The organism is Coleofasciculus sp. H7-2 (assembly GCF_042747725.1).
In the GTDB taxonomy this organism is placed as follows: Bacteria; Cyanobacteriota; Cyanobacteriia; order Cyanobacteriales; family FACHB-T130; genus FACHB-T130.
In genome coordinates this window covers 61,901-80,436 of record NZ_JBHZGO010000024.1, presented here as the reverse complement: position 1 = coordinate 80,436, position 18,536 = coordinate 61,901, and the positions used below count along the sequence as shown (strand labels likewise).

The 18,536-nt window shown below is 49.5% G+C and carries 21 protein-coding genes; 11 read left to right on the top strand and 10 right to left on the bottom strand.

All coding sequences use genetic code 11. The annotated features are described in order from the left end of the window. Positions 1 to 7: 7 nt before the first annotated feature. Positions 8 to 520, bottom strand: a complete 513-nt coding sequence (locus tag ACFW2W_RS05305; RefSeq protein WP_378174301.1) for an adenine phosphoribosyltransferase — start codon at positions 518 to 520, stop codon at positions 8 to 10. 400 nt (positions 521 to 920) lie between these two features. Here ACFW2W_RS05305 and ACFW2W_RS05300 point away from each other — a divergent pair, with 400 nt between their 5' ends. Both ACFW2W_RS05300 and ACFW2W_RS05295 read left to right on the top strand, forming a co-directional pair. Continuing rightward, complete coding sequence (locus ACFW2W_RS05300) at positions 921 to 1,544, top strand: DUF3038 domain-containing protein (protein ID WP_378174298.1); 624 nt, start codon at positions 921 to 923, stop codon at positions 1,542 to 1,544. A 182-nt stretch (positions 1,545 to 1,726) separates the two neighbouring features. Then, positions 1,727 to 3,118, top strand: a complete 1,392-nt coding sequence (locus ACFW2W_RS05295) for a DUF4335 domain-containing protein (protein WP_378174296.1) — start codon at positions 1,727 to 1,729, stop codon at positions 3,116 to 3,118. A 68-nt stretch (positions 3,119 to 3,186) separates the two neighbouring features. On the opposite strand, the gene mrdA is transcribed toward ACFW2W_RS05295, so the two are convergent. Next, on the bottom strand, positions 3,187 to 4,983 hold the full coding sequence (gene mrdA, locus ACFW2W_RS05290) for a penicillin-binding protein 2 (protein WP_378174294.1): 1,797 nt from the start codon (positions 4,981 to 4,983) through the stop codon (positions 3,187 to 3,189). Positions 4,984 to 5,350: 367 nt separating this feature from the next. Between mrdA and ACFW2W_RS05285 the strand changes: the two genes are divergently transcribed. The 5 genes from ACFW2W_RS05285 (at position 5,351) to ACFW2W_RS05265 (ending at position 9,315) form a co-directional block, all read left to right on the top strand. Continuing rightward, entirely contained in the window at positions 5,351 to 6,478 is a 1,128-nt protein-coding gene (locus ACFW2W_RS05285) for an ABC transporter ATP-binding protein (protein WP_378174291.1), read from the top strand. 78 nt (positions 6,479 to 6,556) lie between these two features. Beyond that, positions 6,557 to 7,684, top strand: a complete 1,128-nt coding sequence (locus ACFW2W_RS05280; protein WP_378174288.1) for a PotD/PotF family extracellular solute-binding protein — start codon at positions 6,557 to 6,559, stop codon at positions 7,682 to 7,684. Between the two features lie 188 nt (positions 7,685 to 7,872). Further along, entirely contained in the window at positions 7,873 to 8,742 is an 870-nt protein-coding gene (locus tag ACFW2W_RS05275) for an ABC transporter permease (RefSeq protein WP_378174630.1), read from the top strand. Positions 8,743 to 8,770: 28 nt separating this feature from the next. Further along, positions 8,771 to 9,055: a type II toxin-antitoxin system prevent-host-death family antitoxin gene (locus tag ACFW2W_RS05270; protein WP_378174286.1), complete on the top strand. Its 285-nt coding sequence runs from the start codon at positions 8,771 to 8,773 to the stop codon at positions 9,053 to 9,055. Positions 9,056 to 9,216: 161 nt separating this feature from the next. Continuing rightward, positions 9,217 to 9,315: a type II toxin-antitoxin system RelE/ParE family toxin gene (locus ACFW2W_RS05265; RefSeq protein ID WP_378174284.1), complete on the top strand. Its 99-nt coding sequence runs from the start codon at positions 9,217 to 9,219 to the stop codon at positions 9,313 to 9,315. A 161-nt stretch (positions 9,316 to 9,476) separates the two neighbouring features. Here the strand turns inward: ACFW2W_RS05265 and ACFW2W_RS05260 are convergent, their stop codons facing one another. Then, positions 9,477 to 9,620 carry an HNH endonuclease gene (locus ACFW2W_RS05260; RefSeq protein WP_378174281.1) on the bottom strand — a complete coding sequence of 48 codons (144 nt, stop codon included), beginning with the start codon at positions 9,618 to 9,620 and terminating at the stop codon, positions 9,477 to 9,479. Between ACFW2W_RS05260 and ACFW2W_RS05255 the strand changes: the two genes are divergently transcribed. Beyond that, entirely contained in the window at positions 9,610 to 9,798 is a 189-nt protein-coding gene (locus ACFW2W_RS05255) for a hypothetical protein (protein WP_378174278.1), read from the top strand. The two genes, ACFW2W_RS05260 and ACFW2W_RS05255, sit on opposite strands and share 11 nt — an antisense overlap. Here ACFW2W_RS05255 and ACFW2W_RS05250 read toward each other — a convergent pair. Next, positions 9,773 to 10,165: a hypothetical protein gene (locus ACFW2W_RS05250; protein WP_378174276.1), complete on the bottom strand. Its 393-nt coding sequence runs from the start codon at positions 10,163 to 10,165 to the stop codon at positions 9,773 to 9,775. The two genes, ACFW2W_RS05255 and ACFW2W_RS05250, sit on opposite strands and share 26 nt — an antisense overlap. 225 nt (positions 10,166 to 10,390) lie before the next feature. After that, positions 10,391 to 10,528, bottom strand: a complete 138-nt coding sequence (locus ACFW2W_RS05245) for a hypothetical protein (protein ID WP_378174274.1) — start codon at positions 10,526 to 10,528, stop codon at positions 10,391 to 10,393. Between ACFW2W_RS05245 and ACFW2W_RS05240 the strand changes: the two genes are divergently transcribed. Further along, on the top strand, positions 10,518 to 11,369 hold the full coding sequence (locus tag ACFW2W_RS05240; RefSeq protein WP_378174271.1) for an ABC transporter permease: 852 nt from the start codon (positions 10,518 to 10,520) through the stop codon (positions 11,367 to 11,369). The two genes, ACFW2W_RS05245 and ACFW2W_RS05240, sit on opposite strands and share 11 nt — an antisense overlap. Before the next feature lie 324 nt (positions 11,370 to 11,693). On the opposite strand, the gene ACFW2W_RS05235 is transcribed toward ACFW2W_RS05240, so the two are convergent. From ACFW2W_RS05235 to ACFW2W_RS05220, 4 genes are all read right to left on the bottom strand, one after another. Beyond that, positions 11,694 to 12,686, bottom strand: a complete 993-nt coding sequence (locus tag ACFW2W_RS05235) for a DUF1517 domain-containing protein (RefSeq protein WP_378174268.1) — start codon at positions 12,684 to 12,686, stop codon at positions 11,694 to 11,696. Between the two features lie 306 nt (positions 12,687 to 12,992). After that, positions 12,993 to 13,214, bottom strand: coding sequence for a sulfur carrier protein ThiS (gene thiS, locus ACFW2W_RS05230; RefSeq protein WP_378174265.1), 222 nt, complete (start codon positions 13,212 to 13,214; stop codon positions 12,993 to 12,995). Continuing rightward, on the bottom strand, positions 13,207 to 14,316 hold the full coding sequence (locus tag ACFW2W_RS05225; RefSeq protein WP_378174627.1) for a thiamine phosphate synthase: 1,110 nt from the start codon (positions 14,314 to 14,316) through the stop codon (positions 13,207 to 13,209). The genes thiS and ACFW2W_RS05225 overlap by 8 nt, the downstream gene beginning before the upstream one ends. Positions 14,317 to 14,329: 13 nt before the next feature. Continuing rightward, positions 14,330 to 14,488 (bottom strand): hypothetical protein, encoded by a 159-nt coding sequence (locus tag ACFW2W_RS05220; RefSeq protein WP_378174262.1) that lies wholly within the window; start codon positions 14,486 to 14,488, stop codon positions 14,330 to 14,332. A 380-nt stretch (positions 14,489 to 14,868) separates the two neighbouring features. Here ACFW2W_RS05220 and ACFW2W_RS05215 point away from each other — a divergent pair, with 380 nt between their 5' ends. Together ACFW2W_RS05215 and ACFW2W_RS05210 are read left to right on the top strand one after the other, a co-directional pair. Further along, complete coding sequence (locus ACFW2W_RS05215; RefSeq protein WP_378174260.1) at positions 14,869 to 16,776, top strand: DUF1565 domain-containing protein; 1,908 nt, start codon at positions 14,869 to 14,871, stop codon at positions 16,774 to 16,776. A gap of 122 nt (positions 16,777 to 16,898) precedes the next feature. After that, positions 16,899 to 17,546: a L,D-transpeptidase gene (locus tag ACFW2W_RS05210; protein WP_378174257.1), complete on the top strand. Its 648-nt coding sequence runs from the start codon at positions 16,899 to 16,901 to the stop codon at positions 17,544 to 17,546. A gap of 24 nt (positions 17,547 to 17,570) precedes the next feature. Here ACFW2W_RS05210 and ACFW2W_RS05205 read toward each other — a convergent pair whose 3' ends face one another. After that, positions 17,571 to 18,128 (bottom strand): late competence development ComFB family protein, encoded by a 558-nt coding sequence (locus ACFW2W_RS05205; RefSeq protein ID WP_190816154.1) that lies wholly within the window; start codon positions 18,126 to 18,128, stop codon positions 17,571 to 17,573. Positions 18,129 to 18,536 lie beyond the last annotated feature (408 nt).

Sequence of the window (18,536 nt, the reverse complement as noted above, 5' to 3'; positions counted from 1 at the left end):
TTGCTCCCTAATACTCAACCAGCGTCATAATTGGCACATCAGGAAGTCGTTGACGCCCACCCAAATCTCTTAGCTCGATGATAAATCCAAATCCCACTAAGATGCAGCCAATTTTCTGCACCAGCTCAGCCGTAGCAGTTGCGGTTCCACCCGTCGCTATCAGATCGTCCACAATCAAAACACGGCTTCCGGGATGTAGGGCGTCTTGATGCATCTCCAGCCGATCCATCCCATACTCTAATTCATACTCAACCGTGTGAACGGCAGCTGGTAACTTTCCAGGCTTCCGGACGGGGATAAACCCAACTCCCAGTTTGTATGCCAGAGGTGCCCCAATAATAAAACCCCGCGACTCCATGCCGACGACGTACTCTGGAGACAACTGGGCGCACTTTTCGGTTAAGGTTTCAATGGTGTAGCGCAGTCCTTCGGGATCGCTCAGTAGCGTCGTTATATCCCGAAACAGAATTCCTGGTTTAGGAAAGTCTGGAATGTCGCGTATCAGAGACTTAAGATCCATAGCAGCTCGTGAAAAGAGGGTTGTAAGTGAACTCGGTATCCGTTGCATCACAGAGGCAGGATCTACCCCAGATGTGCAAGGATATACCTGGAAAATCGTACACTAGAAGGCTGCACGGTTTTGGAGCATTCCTGACACTCAAGAGCCAGCGGGCGGCTATTGAGGCGAGTGAGTAGTCGTGTCTCTTATGATTCAAGTACAACCACCTCCGAAGTCATCCACCTGCCCGAAGCTGCAATGGCGATCGCGACATCCTGATTTTAGTAAAATCCAGCTGGGCATATAAATAATCGGATCGCAGATGGACACAAATGTAACCGTCAAAAGTCATTGATTCCCGTATGCAATTCGTTGTAGCCCGTGCAAGCCATCAACCAGTTCAACTGTCCTGCTATTTGGAATGAATCTTTCTGTGAGCGTAATGCCATTAAACAGTCCTCCGCAAGAGTCAATGCCGCTGATTTTAGACAATCTCCCTGACCCACCGATTTCGTCTAGTGGGTGTCCGCGTCGAACTCGGCTACAAATTGACCTGATGCTACTAGCAATAGAAGCCCTGGAATTGGGAGGGTCTGAAGCAATGCTGACAGTGGCTAAGGATTTGGAACTCCAGGGAATTATCAAAAATCGGGTACACCTATGGCGAATCCGAAGCACCAACCCGCTACGACGATCTTATACACGCCGTTTGCTAACCCTAGATGAAGCCAAAGCGATGGTGATCGTAGTCTGCCATCTAGCGCGGCGGTTAACCGTCTTAATCCGGCAGCTGCTACTGGCTTATCAACAACTGCGTGACAAGCAGGTGCCATTGGAACATCATTTTCGCTTGTCTGAGTATTTAGAAAGGTTCCGCGCTCACTTCCGGAGTCGAATGAATCCGCGCCGCGCTGGTGTCACTGCCTATAACTCTGATGAGAAGTTAAACAATCTGGCTATTGAGCTGTTAAGCGAGCTGCTATTTTGTACGGGAACGTCTGGAATGCAAAGATTTTGGAGTAGTCTTTTTGATGGAGAAGTGTAACTTTCATGGAAAAGGGATAATCGGTAATGAGAGTTATGAGCATCGGTGTTGAGTTTTGAGACGAAAAGAAAGTTCTTGAATTGAAAACTCAACCCTCAAAACTTAGAACTTTTCCCCAATTACCAGTTACCAATTACCAATTACTTTTTTCCCGATTACCAATTACCAATTACCAACTGAAAATGACTATTCGCCGTCCGTACAGTCTGCCTAATTGCACGCTGATCCTAGAAGGGTTAAGCGATGCTACAGCTGCTGGTCAGGTGGACACCCGACCCTTAATGTCTATCCTGGTTAATGCTGAGTGCCATTTTGCGGGTAAGGAGAAGCCATTAACGGGAGGACGTGACTTTTTTGAAAGCCTGGTGACAGCAGCCAGCAACTATGCTCAAGAATTCTTGAGTGGGGTGCCTCACTCGCATAGTCTGAAGGACAAGCCGAGCTTAGTGCAGTTTCAAAAAGTAGATGACCATCTGCATCGGTTAATTGTTCAGTCGCCAGGAAGTAGTGCCGACTCGACTCATAGCTCTGGGGCATCCACAACCGTCCCAGCGAGGCAAGTTGATATCACGACGGTACAGCTGTTTGATTTGGTGGAGGCTGTGGATCAGTTCCTGGCTGATGGTCGCACGCTGCCAGACATCATGCTGTCAATCGCGCCGGTTTCTAAACGCTATGCGAAGGCTGAAGTGCCGGTGGCACAACGTGCGGCACCGGCAGCTGTTGGGGTTACGAGTTTGGCATTGGCAGCGATCGCGTTTTTCATGATTCCCCCTCCCGAAGTCAAGAATCCCAAAGATCCTTTGCCTCAGCCCAACTCCAGCTCGACGACGCCTGCTAGCCCCGTGGCGTCCGAGCAGCCTACGACAAGCCCGACGCCATCCAGCGCTGAAGCTGCCGACTTAGAAACCCTGGTGACGGCAGCACCGGAGATTACCGATCCCACCCAGCTGTACTTCTTACAACGGAAACTGCAAAACAACATTTATCAAAAGTGGACGACTCGCCGCCAGTTTCGGCAAGAGTTAGTTTATCGCGTGGGTGTGGGGAAAGACGGAGCCGTGGTGGGTTACAAGCCAGTTAACTCAGCAGCAGGCGATCGCTTAGAAGAAACCCCGCTCCCAGAATTGCTCTATATCCCCGCCACTGGTAGCGACAGAACCAAAGAACCGCTCGCTCAGTTCCGGGTGGTATTTACTAGGCGAGGCGTCCCGCAAGTGAGTCCCTGGTATGGGTATAAAGAAAAACCCAGTCTGGGCCCAGAAATTACCGATCCCACTCAGCTAGGAAGTTTGAAAGATCGGCTTTCCGAACAACTCAAGCAAAATTGGCAAGGCACTCCCAGTTTCCCCAGGAGTTTACAATACCGCGTCGCCGTAACCAAAGACGGTGTCGTCGCCGATTACGAGCCAAAAAATCAACCAGCCTTTGATTACGAGGATGAAACTCCCCTTCCTAAATTATTCCAGCCGAGCAACTCGCCAGACGCTGTCCCCCAGGAACCCCTCGCCCAATTCAGCGTGGTGTTCGCACCCAACGGCGTCATCGAAGTTAGGTCGTTGCAGAGAAATTGATAGCAGTCAGGAGTCAGTTGTCAGTTGTCAGTTGTTTACCCAAACGCTAACAACTGACCCCTCACAACTTACTTAGCTGGTTTAGCGGGTTTCTTGACCTGAAAATAAGCCTCCAAAACTTGTAACACCATCGGGGCTGCCACCTTACCGCCGCCGCCTCCAGAGTGTTCCACAAAAGCCACAACCACAATCTTTGGCTTGTCCGCTGGCGCATAAGCACCAAACCAGGCGTGAGACAGACCCGGTGGAGCCTCTGCCGTACCGCTCTTACCGGAAACTGGGGGAAGAGTTGGCACATTCACCGCTTTCCCAGTACCGCTACTCACAACGCGCCGCAGCCCTTGGCGCAGCACCTGCACCGTTTCTGATTTCATATTCAAGGACTCTCGCCAATTTTTGGACGCCTCATTATCTTTCAGCAGGTGAGGTTTAACTCGATAGCCACCATTTGCAGGAACCGCAAACATTACGGCAACTTGTAGCGGCGTCGTTTGCAAGAAACCCTGACCAATGGACATATTTACCGTGTCTCCGACTGTCCATTCCTGCTTCAATCGCTTCTGCTTCCAGGCGGCATCCGCAACCAACCCTGGCAGTTCTTCTGAAGATAACTCAATCCCCGTTTTTTGACCAAAGCCATACTTCCGAGTCCACTCAATCAAGGTAGGACCGCCCACTCCTCTGCCAATCTGATAAAAGAAAGTATCGCTACTCATCGCTAGCGCCCCGACAAATCCCAAGGGGCCAAATCCAGCATGGTTCCATTCCCCAAACCGAATCCCGCCGACGGTTAAGTAAGGATAGGTTCCTAATACCGTGTTCGGAGAAAATTTACCCGATTGAAGACCCGCGCTAGCCGTGACAATCTTGAAGGTACTCGCCGGTGGAAAGACTCTTAAAGCGCGGTTGACGAAGGGGTTGCCCTTACTTTGCACTTTCTTCCAGGTTTCTGGGGTAATCCGCTTAGAGAAAACATTGGGATCGAAGGCGGGACGGCTAACCATCGCCAAGATCGCCCCATTGTTGGGGTCCATTGCCACGATTGCGCCCTTGCGATCGCCCAGTGCCCGCTCCGCTGCCTTCTGCAAATCCAGATCCAGCGTTAAATGCACATCCTTCCCAGCCTTTGCCTTTTTCTGACCGAGAATCCGCAACACTTGACCCGCACCATCTACCTCAACCTGTTGACCGCCCCATTCCCCCCGTAGCGGTTTTTCAAAAGCTGCCTCCACACCCATCTGACCAATCACATCACCCAAGCGGTAGCCTTGATCTCTCATCAAAGCTAGCTCTTCATCGTTCATTTCCCCCGTATACCCTAAGACGTGAGCTGCCACCTCAGCGTTGGGGTAGTTCCGTACCCCTTCAATATCCACCTCTACGCCCCCTAGTTCGCTCCTGTACTCTTCCAGCGCCGTAATTTGGGCAGGATTGATGTCACGAGCAATCCGTAACAGCGAGGTAGAGGTATAACCGGCTTTTTCTAGTTGCTTTTGAATTTCGCTCTGAGGAACATTTAACAGCTCTGAAAGGCGTCTGAGGGTAGCGGGCCACTCCTTCTGCTTGCGGGCGATGGGCCACAAAAAAACCGAGTGAGACAGCCGACTGCTTGCCAAAACTCTGCCTTTGCGGTCGAAAATGGTGCCTCGTGCTGGCTGTTTGGGAATCAAACGAATCCGATTGTTTTCTGCCAGTTGTCGGTTACGTTCCCCCTGAACCAGTTGTAAATAAACTAAACGAGAGCCAATCCCACCCACCAAGAGTAAGGTAACGACCAGCATGAAAATTACAGATTGGAAGCGTCGGCCCACAGTTCGGGGGGTCGATTGACGCCCAATTGAGGAAGACTGAGCGATTAAGGTCATAGCAGGAGGCTGGATAAATTGGCTCTAAACAGGCAAACAAAAGGTATTTTCAGTGGGCGGCAATTCACAGAGGGATTGCTCCTACATAGTGTATCCTCACACTTCAATAAGATGAAGCGGCGGTGCCGTGGAAATGGGATCTCGCAGAGAGCGGGAATCACTTGTACTTTTTCAGGTTCAACGCATCGGAGAATGGCAAATTTTTAAGCGAATCGCAATAGGACTGAGTCCGACAGCTAAAATAAACCAAAGTTAGCAATCAACGCTCAACCTAGCATCATCGGCTCAGCCTTCACAAAACAGACGCGACGGCGTGTGTTGAGCAATTCAAAACTCTGTGGGGCATCGCGACTGGGAATCATCAACTATGTCTCAAACTTCTTTAGCAGAACAACGCTCTCCGGAGACTACAAATGAACTGGATGTGGAACTCCGCAAGGTTTTTAAGGTATTCAATGGAGAAACAGCGGTTCGGGGGGTTGATCTGGAGATCCGCCGAGGAGAATTTTTCAGTATTCTAGGTCCCTCTGGCTGTGGCAAGACCACAACTCTGCGCTTAATGGCTGGGTTTGAATCTCCCTCGGCGGGAGAGGTGCTGATTCAGGGGCAGACCATGAACCATGTGCCGCCCCACCGGCGTCCGGTGAACACTGTCTTTCAGAGCTATGCTTTGTTTAGCCATTTGAGCGTTTGGGAAAATATTGCTTTCGGATTGCGAATTAAAAAGCGACCCAGAACAGAAATTGCCGAGCGAGTGCAAGAAGCGCTGAAGCTGGTCAAAATGGAAACCTATGCCAACCGCTTTCCCTCCCAACTTTCCGGGGGACAGCAGCAACGAGTGGCTTTAGCGCGGGCGCTGGTGAATCGTCCAGCGGTGGTTTTGCTGGATGAACCCCTAGGGGCATTGGATTTGAAGCTGCGTAAACAAATGCAGGTGGAATTATCCAATTTACATCAAGACCTGGGCTTGACGTTTGTGATGGTGACGCACGACCAGGAGGAAGCGCTGAGTCTCTCCGACCGGATTGCGGTAATGCGCGGGGGCAAGATTGAGCAAATTGGTTCGCCTACTGAAATCTACGAGCATCCCAAAACGCCATTTGTGGCGGATTTCATTGGGGATACCAATCTGTTTGAGGGGCGGATTGAAGCTTCTGACTACTCAACGGTGAAAGTTGTGACCAAAAGCGGTTTGCCAATTGTAGTGCAGCCGTTGGAGCCTTGGGATGCGATTGGTGTTCAGGAGGTTGTGGTATGCGTGCGTCCAGAGAAGATTCAGCTGAGTCTGTATCCGCCAGCGATGCCAATCAACTGCTTTGAAGGTCGTCTGAAGCATGTGATGTACATGGGAACCCATGTTCATTATGTGGTGGAGTTACTTTTAGGCGATCGCTTAACAGTTCGGCAGATGAATACTGTGGGTATTGAGCCTGCCTTCCATACCCCCATCTATGCTCACTGGGCGGCTACCGATTGTCTGGCAATGAATGCTTAGAGACAATGCACAGGCGCGACATTCCCGGAACCGACCGGGCTGAATACAGTTTATACAAGTGCAATTTTGCTGAATCCCGTGCCTCCAACTGCTCAACAGACGACCCCAAAACACCCAACACGACGTAGGTTTTTACAAACGTCAGCTGCCGCTACCCTCGGACTGGCAATGTCTGGGTGCGGCTGGACGCTTGCCCAAGTGCGCTCGGCACCAGCCAACTCCGATACATCCAACAACAAGTTGTTGTATATCTACACTTGGGCGGGCTATACAGATGAGGATTTGTTAAAGCGCTTTACCAAAGAGACCGGAATCAAGGTCATTGCTGATGTCTATGATTCCAACGAAGCGATGCTAGCCAGGATTCAAGCGTTGGGAGGCGGGGACTACAGCATTATTTACCCATCTGACTATACGGTGAGAAAGATGGTAGAACTGAGCTTGCTCAGTGAATTAGATCGCTCCCGCATCGTAGGTTTGGATCGGCTGTTTCCCCGCTTCCAAAATCCCGTCTATGACCCAGAAAACCGCTACAGCGTACCCCTGAGCTGGGGAACAACTGGTCTAATTTACAACACCCAAAAGCTGAAGCAACCGCCAGAAGATTGGAATTATCTCTGGGACAATCAGCAGGCACTGTCTCGAAGGATGACCTTGCTGAATGATGTTCGGGAAGTCATGGGTGCGGTGTTGAAAATGCTGGGGTACTCTTACAACTCAAAAGACCCGCAGCAAATTAAACAGGCGTATGAAAAGTTAGTAGCGCTCAAACCCGCGCTCGCTTCTTTCACCTCTGATGCCTGGAAAACTCAAATTTTAACTGGGGATTTGCTGCTGGCGATGGGATTTTCATCTGATGCCAATGAAATTATTCCAGAAAATAAAAACTTACAGTATCTAATTCCTCGGAGTGGTTCTTCGGTGTGGACTGACACTCTGGTCATTCCAATAACCGCTCCCAATCCAGAAGCAGCTTATGCCTGGATCAACTTTATGCTGCAACCTGATGTCGCCGCCCAGATTTGCGAACGTTTAAGTTTTGCGACACCCAATCAAGCTGGCTACAACCAGTTACCAGATGAAATCCGTAACAATCAGATTTTATTTCCCCCAGAGTCGGTACTTGCCCAATGTGAAGGCGTGGCACCACTTGGAAAAGTTGCCGAAGTTTATGAATCTTATTGGACTCGATTGACGAGCAGCTAACATTAAATAATTTTGAGTTTTGAATTATGAATTGAAGCAATAATCGATACTTCATATCAATCATCTTTCATTACTAACTTAAAACTCACGCACTCACGCACTCAAAACTCTTTTCTATTGTGTCTACCCCAACTTCCCCTCCCTCTATTCCCAATCCCACTCCCTCTGATGGAACTGTAGAATCGCCAGTGCTAATTGGCAGCAAAGGACGCCCCGGCTTGAAGTGGTTGGAACCAATGGCGCTGCTTGGCCCTGCTGGGATCTGGTTGGCTTTGTTGCTAGTGCTGCCAACGCTGGTGATTTTTCAGCTGAGTTTAGTGCCAGGAATCCGACCTGGGGATGTGGTGAATCCTAGCGGTTTGGATAACTATGCGCTGGTATTTCAGCTAGTTTACTTGCAGGTGATCGCGCGATCGCTATTCTTTGCAATTGGCACTACAATCGTTTGTCTTTTACTAGGATTCCCGGTTGCCTACTGGATTGGTCAAATGGCACCGAAACAGTGGCGAAATTTGCTGCTGCTAGGCTTTGTCTTGCCTTTGTGGACATCATCGCTGCTGCGTTCTTACGCCTGGATTACAATTTTGCGCCCTACGGGTGTCCTGAACACGATGTTAACGGCTTTAGGACTTCCTGCTTTGGAGTTGCTCAACCAGAGTTCAGCCGTATTTATTGGGATGGGTTACAGTTATTTGCCCTACATGGTGTTAATTCTTTACGCTTCTGTAGAAAAACTGGATCGGCGGTTGCTGGAGGCATCTGCCGATTTGGGGGCGAATCCGATTGACACTTTTTGGAAAGTGACTGTCCCTCAAACGCTACCGGGAATTGCTGCGGGTTCTTTGCTAGTATTTATTAGCACTTTAGGGGATTTTGTCGATCCGGAATTGCTGGGCGGTGCCTCCAGCATGACGATATCCCGCTTGATTTATAACCAGTTTTTAGGTGCAACTCAGAATTGGGGATTTGGCTCGTCTTTGAGTATGGTTTTAATTTTTGCGGTGAGTATAGCGATCGCGCTTTTAATTAAATACGGCGATAGCACACCGCAAAAGTAAGGCGATAGAACTATTAAGAGTTGACATCGTGAACGACAACCATGACATCACCAGATTCAATTTAACTGAGGTTCATCAAGACCTGGTTAACCTTGTTAAACAGGTAGTCTCTGGAGAATCTGTTATTTTACAGCACAACGGAAAAAACGTAGCTGCTTTGATTTCCCTTAAGGATTTGTATCTTTTAGAGCGTTTAATTGAAGAGGAGGAGGACAGAATTGACATAGCTGAGTCCCAAAAGATAATGGCGGCGGTAGAAAAGGAAGGAACTGTTTCTTGGGAATCGATTAAGACAGAATTAGGGCTGTCATGACTTACTAAATAGAGTTTTCGCGCCCAGCCCAGAAGCAATTCAACGCTTTGTCTAGGGAATTTCAGGAACGTCTCCAGCATAGAATCGATACTTTAGCCGAAAACCCGCGTCCTTCAGGAGTAAAAAAGCTACAAGGACAAGAAAATTAGTACCGGATTCAAGTGGGAGACTACCGAGTTATTTACGAAATTCGGGATTTGGAATTGTTAGTAATTCTGATAAGAATTGGAAGCCGCCAGGATGTTTATCGTAATTTGTAGGAATAGCGATTTGTTAAGCTCAGTAATCCTTTTTTTATCAGCCAATATTTTCAGGGAATTATCTTTTCAAATAATTGGTAATTGGTACTAGACAATTGCTGCTTTAAGTGGTATATTTATATAATGGGAATCTGTGCGTCCATATATAGTAATTGTTAAATTTAATACAGAGGCAGTAATTCGCCCGTTTCTGAATCAATAGCATGAGTTTTAGTACCTTTAAACTCATTGCAGCGATAACAGGATGCAGCCAAATTCTCACGCTCATCACTACCACCAGCAGACTTGGGTATAATGTGGTCCATTACTAACGGCATCCCGATTAATCGGCTAGATGTGCGGCAATATTCGCAGCGGTGTCCGGCTTCTGCCGAAACCTGCTTCCGAACTATGTTAGGAATTGAGGACACTATTATTCCACTGGTTATTCCACTGGTAATTCTTCTAGTGCTGGCACTCAATGACCCCGCCAGCGTAAGATAGCCCAAGCATAAGCTTTTCGCAGCATAAGCTGGTCAGATGCCTTACCTAAATCCCTAAGTTCTTGGCGTTCGTCGGGTGCTGTAATTAAACCAGTTTGATTTTTCTCCAGAAGTACCAAATGGCGTTGTTGTTGGGTGGATGGCAGATGGCTATGAGCGACTTTCAAAAGTTCCTGAACCGGAAGCGTCTGCATCACAAACAATTCAGTTTGGATTTCTGGCGGTGCATTTTCAGATGAGGGTGGTAAGTTGCTAGTAATGCTTTGTACCGCTAATGCTTCCAGCGATTGATCTGTCAACTCGGCAATACGAGCTAACCGTTGAAATACTGCTTCAGGGAGTTCCACCGTAAGCTGTCGGGTAGCCATCTTTTCCCATAGTGCCGCAACTTCTGTCACTATAACACCAACGCGATCGCCTTCTTTTCCCTTTTTCCTAAGCGCTTCGCGAACGCCAACGCGCTATGCAGTGTCTAAAGCGTATGCTTCAAAATCAATTTACCTGAACGCACAGATCCCCATTCTATAAGTATAACCCTAATTCACAAAAAAATAGTATAAAATGATACAAATATTTAAAAAATTACCGAAACGTTACACTTGAGACGCGATCGCACTCTTCCAGACATTCGATCGCATCAAGTAAAGTGATAGAAATAGCAGTGCGTAGCGAAGCCGCTGCGCTAGCAGCATCGCTTTCCCCGACAAATGGTGAAATTGAATGACAGGCACCGTCAGCCATCAGCAGGAGGAAATCCCTTTAGAGATTATGTTGAAGTCCCAGGATAAACCTCGTCTTTCTTGGCAGGTTATTTTCACACTGCTGATGTTCTTTTATATGTACCTGCCGATTCTGGTACTGACGTTTTATAGCTTTAACGAGTCTACTTATAGCGCCGGTTGGGAAGGATTCACCCTCAAATGGTATCTGAAGCTGTTTCAGGACTCCCGCATCCTGACGGCGCTGCAAAATAGCTTAACCGTGGCTTTGTGTGCAGTAGCGATCGCTGCCGTCTTAGGCACCTTAATGGCAGTTGGTTTAGCCCGTTATACCTTTCCGGGGAAAAGCTTGTATCGCGGTGTTTCTTATCTGCCGTTGATTATTCCCGATATTGCGATCGCAGTTGCCACTCTAGTATTTTTAGCAGTAATTGGCACGCCGTTGAGCCTGTGGACAATTGTGGCAGCTCATGTCGTCTTTTGTCTTGCCTACGTCGCCTTAGTGGTTTCTTCTCGAATTAGCGGCTTAAACCCCCATTTAGAAGAAGCTGCCCTCGATTTGGGGGCGACGCCAGTACAAGCTTTTATCCAAGTGTTGCTTCCGGAATTAATGCCAGCGATTATTTCCGGTTGCCTGCTAGCCTTTGTCCTCAGCATGGACGACTTTCTGATTGCCAGCTTTACTGCCGGTACGGGTGCCACAACTTTACCGCTAGAAATCTTTAGCCGCATCCGCACTGGCGTCAAACCAGATATCAACGCTCTCAGCGTGATGCTGATGATTGTGTCAGGTTTTGTCGCCTTTGTCGCTGAATTGCTCCGCTATCGCAGCGAGCAGAAACGCTTTAAATAGGTTTGAATTTGTAGAGATGTCGCTGCACCTGATTTCAGGGTTTTAAAAATTTAACGATGAACAAAAAATTGTCAAAAATTAAGCTAGTTTGTTGGTATAATCATTTCATGATCTTAGATCTAATTCTTTATAATGGAAATATTCAAGAAATTTTTAAAAATGTACAGATTTCTATTATCTAAATAATACCATCCAACGGGAAAAAAGTAAATAATGAATCCCTCCTATTTTGCCCAAAATTGAAAAAAGGAGGCTGATTCCCAGCCTCACTTTCAGAAGAAATGGGTAAAGGCGTATAGCCAGAGTGCCTTTACCCGTTGTGGGTTAAACAAGTTTCAGATTGGGATACTCAGCCAGCAAATCATCAGAGGTAAGCGTGTCGCCTTCTGCCTGAGGTGCCCAGAGAATTTCTACAGCAAGTAGGCGATCGCTAGAGATGCCACCAATCTGACGCAAGGCTTGACGCAAATCGTCAGTGCTGTTGATTTTCGGTAGTTGCAGATCGCCTTCGGCACCCACCAAAATCGTCACAATAATGTATTCCCCAGGACCTTCGGTTATCAGCTGATTTGCCAGCTTGCCAGCTTCCTCAGATGCCGCCGGTAAAGATGCTTTGGGTGCTGCTGCCTTGAGCTGATTGTTAACGTTCGAGAGAGTCTCTTCCGTGAATTTGCTGCGTTCGCCCAGAGCTAGCTGATTAAACTTGGCTTCTGCGGCTTGTAACGCTGTTCGCTGAGATTCGGCTGCCCCATACACCCAGTATTCCGGGTGACGTAGCAAAGCTAGGGTACTTTCCTGAAGCACTTGGGCACGACCGATGGCGGAACTCATATCAGATGTACGCGCCAACTCGTCTAATTCTCCTTGCAAGCTGCGAGCTTCTGACAAAAGACCCACTTGCACCTCTGCCACGGAAACTTTGGGATTGCCGTAGCCCAGAGAATCAGCTTCACCCGCATCACCAACCCCAACGCGACGGAAGCTGGAAATCAGGAAGTTAGCGATCGCCAGGAAAATCAAAATCGTAAACACACCGCCAAATCCGCCCCCGATGCCAAAGAAGGGAAACAGCAACGGGAACCCAAATCCACCCCCAGGATAAGGAGCCGGATAATATCCGCCGGATGGTGGTGCATAGGTACGGCTAGGAGGCGCATAGGTGCGACTGGGCGCTCTAAAAGAACCGCCTCCAATCCGACCGCCGGTGCGGGCTGCTAAGGCTCCGTCAGCATGACCCAGCGTTAGGGTAAGGAGCAGACCAAAGACGAACAAAGATTTCAAAAGGGGTTGAATTGCTGAAAGCAGTTTATTACGCATACATACTGTGCCTATTCAATCTGATTAAAACTGTAGCGGCTGGCAGCAACTCCCAGCATCTTCCTAACTATCGAGCGATCCGGGCTACATCTATTAATGTATCGCCTCCACTCGACTGGCGCGGGAGCAATTCGGGGCGGATTTCCTCATCGGGAATCCGTACTCGAAAGGATGACGGGATCGATATGCGTTATCCAGAAACTGGACTAGAAACAACAGATGAAAAGCACAGTATGGGGAGCAAATCTTGTGGCTGTTTTCCGAGAAACGACCTGGAATTTATCTTAAGCCATTCTCATCTTCCAATTAGCCTCCGCCGACGATGGTGACGATTTCAATCGCGTCCCCCTCTTTGATCTCCGTTTGCGACCAAAACTGTCGATGGAGAATCTCACCGTTGTACTCAACCGCCACTAAGCGAGGGTTTAACCCCAGATGTTCTAACAACTGGGGCAATTTAGTTTGGGGCGGGCAGGTGCGGGGTTCCCCATTCACTTGCAGCGCGATTTGACTAGACGGACTAAACATGAGATTGGGCAACGCGAACATCAACGGCGCGGAGAGTTTGCAGACGGCTCAGCTGAGAGAGGAAATACTGAGTCATTAACATGGGCTGATCTGCCTGCATGATGGCGCGGACAGCTGCCACTCGTTCGGCTCCCGCCTCCAGCACATCATTTAAGTTATTCGCATCAATGCCCCCAATGGCAAACCAGGGAATCGAGGCATTTTCAGCAGCATAGCGGACATAATCTAGACCGGCAGCAGCTTTATCTACTTTAGTTGGAGTTTCATAAACGGGGCCAACTCCGATATAGTCAGCACCTTCCTGGATAGCTTGCTGCATTTCTTCCGGGTTCGTGGTAGAGCGACCAACCAGGCGTTGTGGCCCCAGCAACTGTCGGGCGAGGGCAATGGAGATATCTTGTTGTCCCAGATGCACGCCATCGGCATTCACTGCCAAAGCCAGATCCACCCGGTCGTTCATGATAAATAGGGCACCGTATTGATGGCATAGCTGGCGGAGTTTGGAAGCGTGAGCGACTCGCACAGAATCGTCGGCAATTTTTTCTCGATACTGTACCAGAGTCAATCCCCCTTGCAGGGCGGCTTCAACGATGGAAAATAGCTGTTCTGAGGCAGAGGTAACGAGGTACAGATGCGATCGCAACAGCACCTGATGTCGCCGGTAAGCCAGCAAATTGCTCTCCAGCGTATACACCCGATAGCGCATTTGCTTAGCCGCCGAGCCTAGGTCGGGGTCGTAAAGCTTGCTATATTCTTCCAGCACCCGCAGGGCTTCTTCCACGCGCGCAAAATTGACTTGCAACAGCTGCTGAATGCTAGAGCGCTGTTGTTCTTGAGGATGGGTCAACTCCGTGCCCGCATCACCTGGGGTATCCCGCGCCGCCCGAAGCTCGATGCCATGCCATTTGGCTAGCTCCTGTCGCATTTGCTTGCATTCATTGACTAATTGGGCGCTATTCACGCCAAAGCGACACCATTCTTCGATAATCCGCAAGCCTTCTCTGGCTCGGTCTAAATTAGCGTCTAGAATGCGGCAAACCGCTGGCTGTGCTTGTATGAGCAAGTCACCGACTGGCTCTCGAACGCTGTGTTTCTCGCCCATCGCAACCACTCCATTATTTTTCATCGTAGCAGTCTAGTTCCCCTAATTTCCGAAATATTTGAGGTAACAGGGTAGCACGTACCAGCCAAATTGTCTCAATTGCCCCATATATTTTATCCGACTGAATAAAAAATAGAATGCGGGGATTAACGAGGTTGAGCAAAACGAACATTGCTGATATCGTGCGGGTTGTGAACTAAGTCAGTGGCGTTTCGTCTATGGGTTAGGAGCAAGCAGCGTCCTTATCCCAAGTCTTTAGCCTACTTTTTTCTAGTTTTTTGTACCTACCTATTTAAGAGCGTTTAACAGCAGTATTATCATTCAAAGAATGCCCCCACAGAATTTTCTTTTGTGATGCCCACCGAATTCCTCACTTTGAAGAGGATACTCAGGTTGATGAGCTGTTAGCTGTTGGGGTCTTTTTAAAAATGTAAGAAATGTAAACAGACGGGTAGCCTCTATACCAGAATAGGTGTGCATGGACTAAAACTAGGTGCTTTCTTCCATCAGCCTTTCCCGATATTGCAGTGCCAACTTGAGAGGAGTAGATCCGTGAGTTTGAGATGCCCCCACAATCGTCAATTGAATGCCCTAGTCGGAAAATGCCGCCCGTCTGTTCGTACCTGTAGCATTTTCCTAGGATTAGTGACTGCGATCGCAACACCGTGCCTAGACGTTACGGCAATCAAGGCAGAGTCTACTGTGGCTCAGGTTCCCCCGGATGGGCAGATGTCACAAATGAATCGGTTGTATGTCAACCCCTCTGCGGGAAATGACAGCAATGGTACTGGAGACGAGCAGGCACCGTTCCAAACCATTACTCATGCCTTGCAGGTAGCTCAGCCCAATACCGCCATCGTACTGGCACCAGGCACCTACAGCACCGAGACGGGTGAAACCTTTCCTTTAAGACTAAAAGCCGGTGTAACGATTCAGGGCGATCGCCCCAGCAAAGGTGAGAATATTGTCATACTCGGCGGCGGTCAGTTTCTCAGTCGCTTCTTTGGCGGTCAAAATATAGCGATCGCTGGGGCAAATCAGGCAGGGCTGATGGGCGTCACCGTAACCAATCCGAATCCACGAGGTTACGGTCTTTGGATTGAATCCACCAATTTGATGGTGGTGGATAACACCTTTACGGGAAGTAACCACGATGGAATTGCCGTCACTGGCAACAGTGCCCCCATCATTCGCAACAACTACTTCTCTGAAAACGGGGGCAATGGGATGACGATTTACGGGACTTCCCGACCGGAAGTGCGGGAGAATGTGTTTGAAAATACGGGATTTGGCATTAGTGTGGGTCATAATGCTGCCCCGCAGCTAATTGCTAATCGCATCAGTGGCAACAAAGATGGGGTCGTCGTAGAAACCAAGGCAACACCCGTTCTCCGGAATAATATTATTGAAAACAACTCTCGCTATGGGTTGGTGGCAATTTCCCAAGCCCGTCCCGATTTAGGAACTGCTGGCGAACCGGGAGGCAATATTTTTCGTGCCAATGGTCTATTGGACATTAACACCAAGGCTTCGAGCCAAGTGATTCCTGCCTTTGGCAATCAGATCGCTGCCAAAACGGAAGGACGCATTGACCTGACGGGCATGGCAAGCCAGCCCACCCCGCTTGCAGACGCTCCCGTAGCCAGCGGTCTTCTGAAACCGCTTCCCACCGCTTCCCTGCCACCACAGGAAGCCCTGACACCGATTCAGCCACTGGCGGGGAATGGGAATTCTCAATTGCCGCTACTCCCACGCCCGAATCTAGCGATTTTAGCTCCAGTACAATCGGCACCCACCGACAGCACCGGGATCGGAATTCCCGTTCAGCCGCCAGCCCCAACCTCTCAGCCACGGAGAACGTCAGCTTACGGATTACCGACGTTGCAGCCGCCCCAGCAGCCTAGAGCGTCATCTCCTTTACCGATATCGCCTTTTCCCCGAACGACACCCTTAGGAATTCCCGACCGTCCGACCGTTGCCAGGTCGCCGCTGCCGACTTCCCCAAAGCCCAGAGCGTCTAACACATTACCGGCGCTACCGTCGTCAGCTTCCACATTACCGGCGCTACCGTCGCCTGTTTTACCCCGGACTCTGGACTTCGGGGTAGCACCACAGGAGCCTCTCCCAGCTTCGGCGTCCTCAGATTTGCTGCCAGTGCCAAACCCTGATGTCCCTTTGGGGAATATCGGCAACAGTCGGACTGCTAGCGGGAGCGGGACGCCCCGCCGAGCTGGGGGTAGTCAACCGGCTCTAGGTTTGCGTTATCGGGTTGTGGTGGATGCCCAGAATTCGCGCCAAGAGGCTTTAGTGCGATCGCTCGCACCCGATGCCTTCCGCACGCTCTCCAACGGTCGGACGGTGATGCAGGCGGGAGCTTTTAGCACCCGCGATCGCGCTTTGGAAATGCAGCAAATGCTCAACTCTAAAGGTTTAGCAGCCACGATTGAGTCAAGAAATTGATCTCTTTTGTCCGGGGTTGGTGGTGAGTTGTCAGTTGCCATTGACCCCGGATGATTACCCACGACGATGATGCTCTACAGCTGGTTATTTTGACCCGTAATCATTCTTAAGCTCATACCGCTATGCCAAGAGATGAGTCGCTCCAAGGGAGCTTGATGCTAATTTGTTTTGGAACAGCGGTGGTGTTGTTCTCAGTTTCTTGGCGGACAAGTTTTTCAAGGTTGACGTTGGCTTCCCCGATTGAGAGTCAGGGCAATGTTGGCAATTTGGCAGTAAGGAAGCTTGGAGACTTGTGGAGAAACAATCGCTCTTCAAAGTTTAGCCGCTCAATCGATCGGGAATATTCAGTGCCCCAAATCGCTCAGGCGGTATTTGCAAGGGAATCGCATCTCGTTGTCGATTTAAGCGATCGCCTGGTTTATATTTACCGTAACGATCGGCTGCAAGCCAGTTACCCCGTGGCGGTGGGGCAGTTGGGTTGGGAAACGCCCACGGGTTCGTTCCAAGTTTTGCAAATGAACCAAAATCCGGCGTGGCGTCAACCGATCACGGGTGAAGTCATCCCATCTGGAGCCAATCATAATCCCTTAGGCGATCGCTGGATTGGCTTTTGGTCGGATGGGCGTCATCAAATTGGGTTTCACGGCACCAACGAAGAACACCTGATCGGGCAAGCAGTCTCCCACGGCTGCTTGCGAATGCGAAATCAAGATATTCGGATGCTGTATCCTCTGGTCGCTAAAGGGACGCTAGTGCTGGTTCGCAGGTAGCCCGGAAGAGTTATCGATTGCCCATTATTCGTTTCTATAGTTACTGGATTGGGGTTCAAAGCTGGGTGCGTAGGTTTGTAGTAAGGAACTCACCTGCTTGAACACGTCGCTGTCGTTAGCTTTGCTGAGAGCTTGCCGTTCTGGGAAAAATTCGGGACGATCCAGATTCCGGGCGATCGCTTCACTCACTTGCTGGGTAATCAGCTCTTGGAGTTCATCCTTTGCCCGCATTCGCTGATAGCTAGCACCTTCCTCCGTCGTGGCATACAGCGGAGGCAAGCGATTGAGCGCGTAGGCGGCAATATCGCCGACATCCAGAACGCGATCGCTCGTTGCCTCAATTTCTGCGACTCTGGCGATCGCTTCCGTCAGCACCAACTCTTCCATCACATTGATGAACTGTTTTCGAGGAACTGCAACCACTTCCCCAGTTAACAGTGCGCCCATCAGACGGTCTAGAGCCATGTATTCTTCAATCGAAAGCTCAGAAGCCGTGTCACAGATGCGCCCCACCTCTGCTTCCATAGCTGGCGTCAGATAACCATCCTGCAGGGCTTGTTCAACAATCTTTTCAATACTCATCTAAAAATCCTGCTGGATACCCCATCCAAACTGTTTTGGTTGGCTAGGAAAGCGAGGCAGGGATTACCGCTTCCCTAAAAGTGCTTGCCCGTTTTCGAGGGTTTATACGCCCTCAACGAAACCGAAACCTGCGTTGATGTCTTTTCGCCCATGCCCACTCATCTATCCTGGCATAACCAGCGCCTCAAAATACGCAAAACTACGCAGGCTTAACATTAGTCGGTTGTCGAACCAACACAATTGCTTTGACAGTGGGAATTTTCGGGATTTTTCCCATAGTAGGCTATTCAACATTTGCGTAGCACAGATGACTGTCTACAATCCCCGTCCGCAAAGCTTTCGCTCAGGAAAAGCCTACACTGGCTCCCGGTAGGGTAGTCGAAGGCATCGAAAAATGCTTCGCCATCT

Bases quoted from the DNA above. Each gene is read 5' to 3' on its own strand.
- ACFW2W_RS05295 (WP_378174296.1), top strand. From the start codon at position 1,727: ATGACTATTCGCCGTCCGTACAGTCTGCCTAATTGCACGCTGATCCTA.
- ACFW2W_RS05300 (WP_378174298.1), top strand. From the start codon at position 921: ATGAATCTTTCTGTGAGCGTAATGCCATTAAACAGTCCTCCGCAAGAG.
- ACFW2W_RS05255 (WP_378174278.1), top strand. From the start codon at position 9,610: ATGTGGTCCATTACTAACGGCATCCCGATTAATCGGCTAGATGTGCGG.
- ACFW2W_RS05285 (WP_378174291.1), top strand. From the start codon at position 5,351: ATGTCTCAAACTTCTTTAGCAGAACAACGCTCTCCGGAGACTACAAAT.
- ACFW2W_RS05210 (WP_378174257.1), top strand. From the start codon at position 16,899: ATGCCAAGAGATGAGTCGCTCCAAGGGAGCTTGATGCTAATTTGTTTT.
- thiS (WP_378174265.1), bottom strand. From the start codon at position 13,214: ATGTTTAGTCCGTCTAGTCAAATCGCGCTGCAAGTGAATGGGGAACCC.
- ACFW2W_RS05225 (WP_378174627.1), bottom strand. From the start codon at position 14,316: ATGGGCGAGAAACACAGCGTTCGAGAGCCAGTCGGTGACTTGCTCATA.
- mrdA (WP_378174294.1), bottom strand. From the start codon at position 4,983: ATGACCTTAATCGCTCAGTCTTCCTCAATTGGGCGTCAATCGACCCCC.
- ACFW2W_RS05250 (WP_378174276.1), bottom strand. From the start codon at position 10,165: ATGGCTACCCGACAGCTTACGGTGGAACTCCCTGAAGCAGTATTTCAA.
- ACFW2W_RS05235 (WP_378174268.1), bottom strand. From the start codon at position 12,686: ATGCGTAATAAACTGCTTTCAGCAATTCAACCCCTTTTGAAATCTTTG.
- ACFW2W_RS05305 (WP_378174301.1), bottom strand. From the start codon at position 520: ATGGATCTTAAGTCTCTGATACGCGACATTCCAGACTTTCCTAAACCA.
- ACFW2W_RS05240 (WP_378174271.1), top strand. From the start codon at position 10,518: ATGACAGGCACCGTCAGCCATCAGCAGGAGGAAATCCCTTTAGAGATT.
- ACFW2W_RS05205 (WP_190816154.1), bottom strand. From the start codon at position 18,128: ATGAGTATTGAAAAGATTGTTGAACAAGCCCTGCAGGATGGTTATCTG.
- ACFW2W_RS05220 (WP_378174262.1), bottom strand. From the start codon at position 14,488: ATGTTCGTTTTGCTCAACCTCGTTAATCCCCGCATTCTATTTTTTATT.
- ACFW2W_RS05260 (WP_378174281.1), bottom strand. From the start codon at position 9,620: ATGGACCACATTATACCCAAGTCTGCTGGTGGTAGTGATGAGCGTGAG.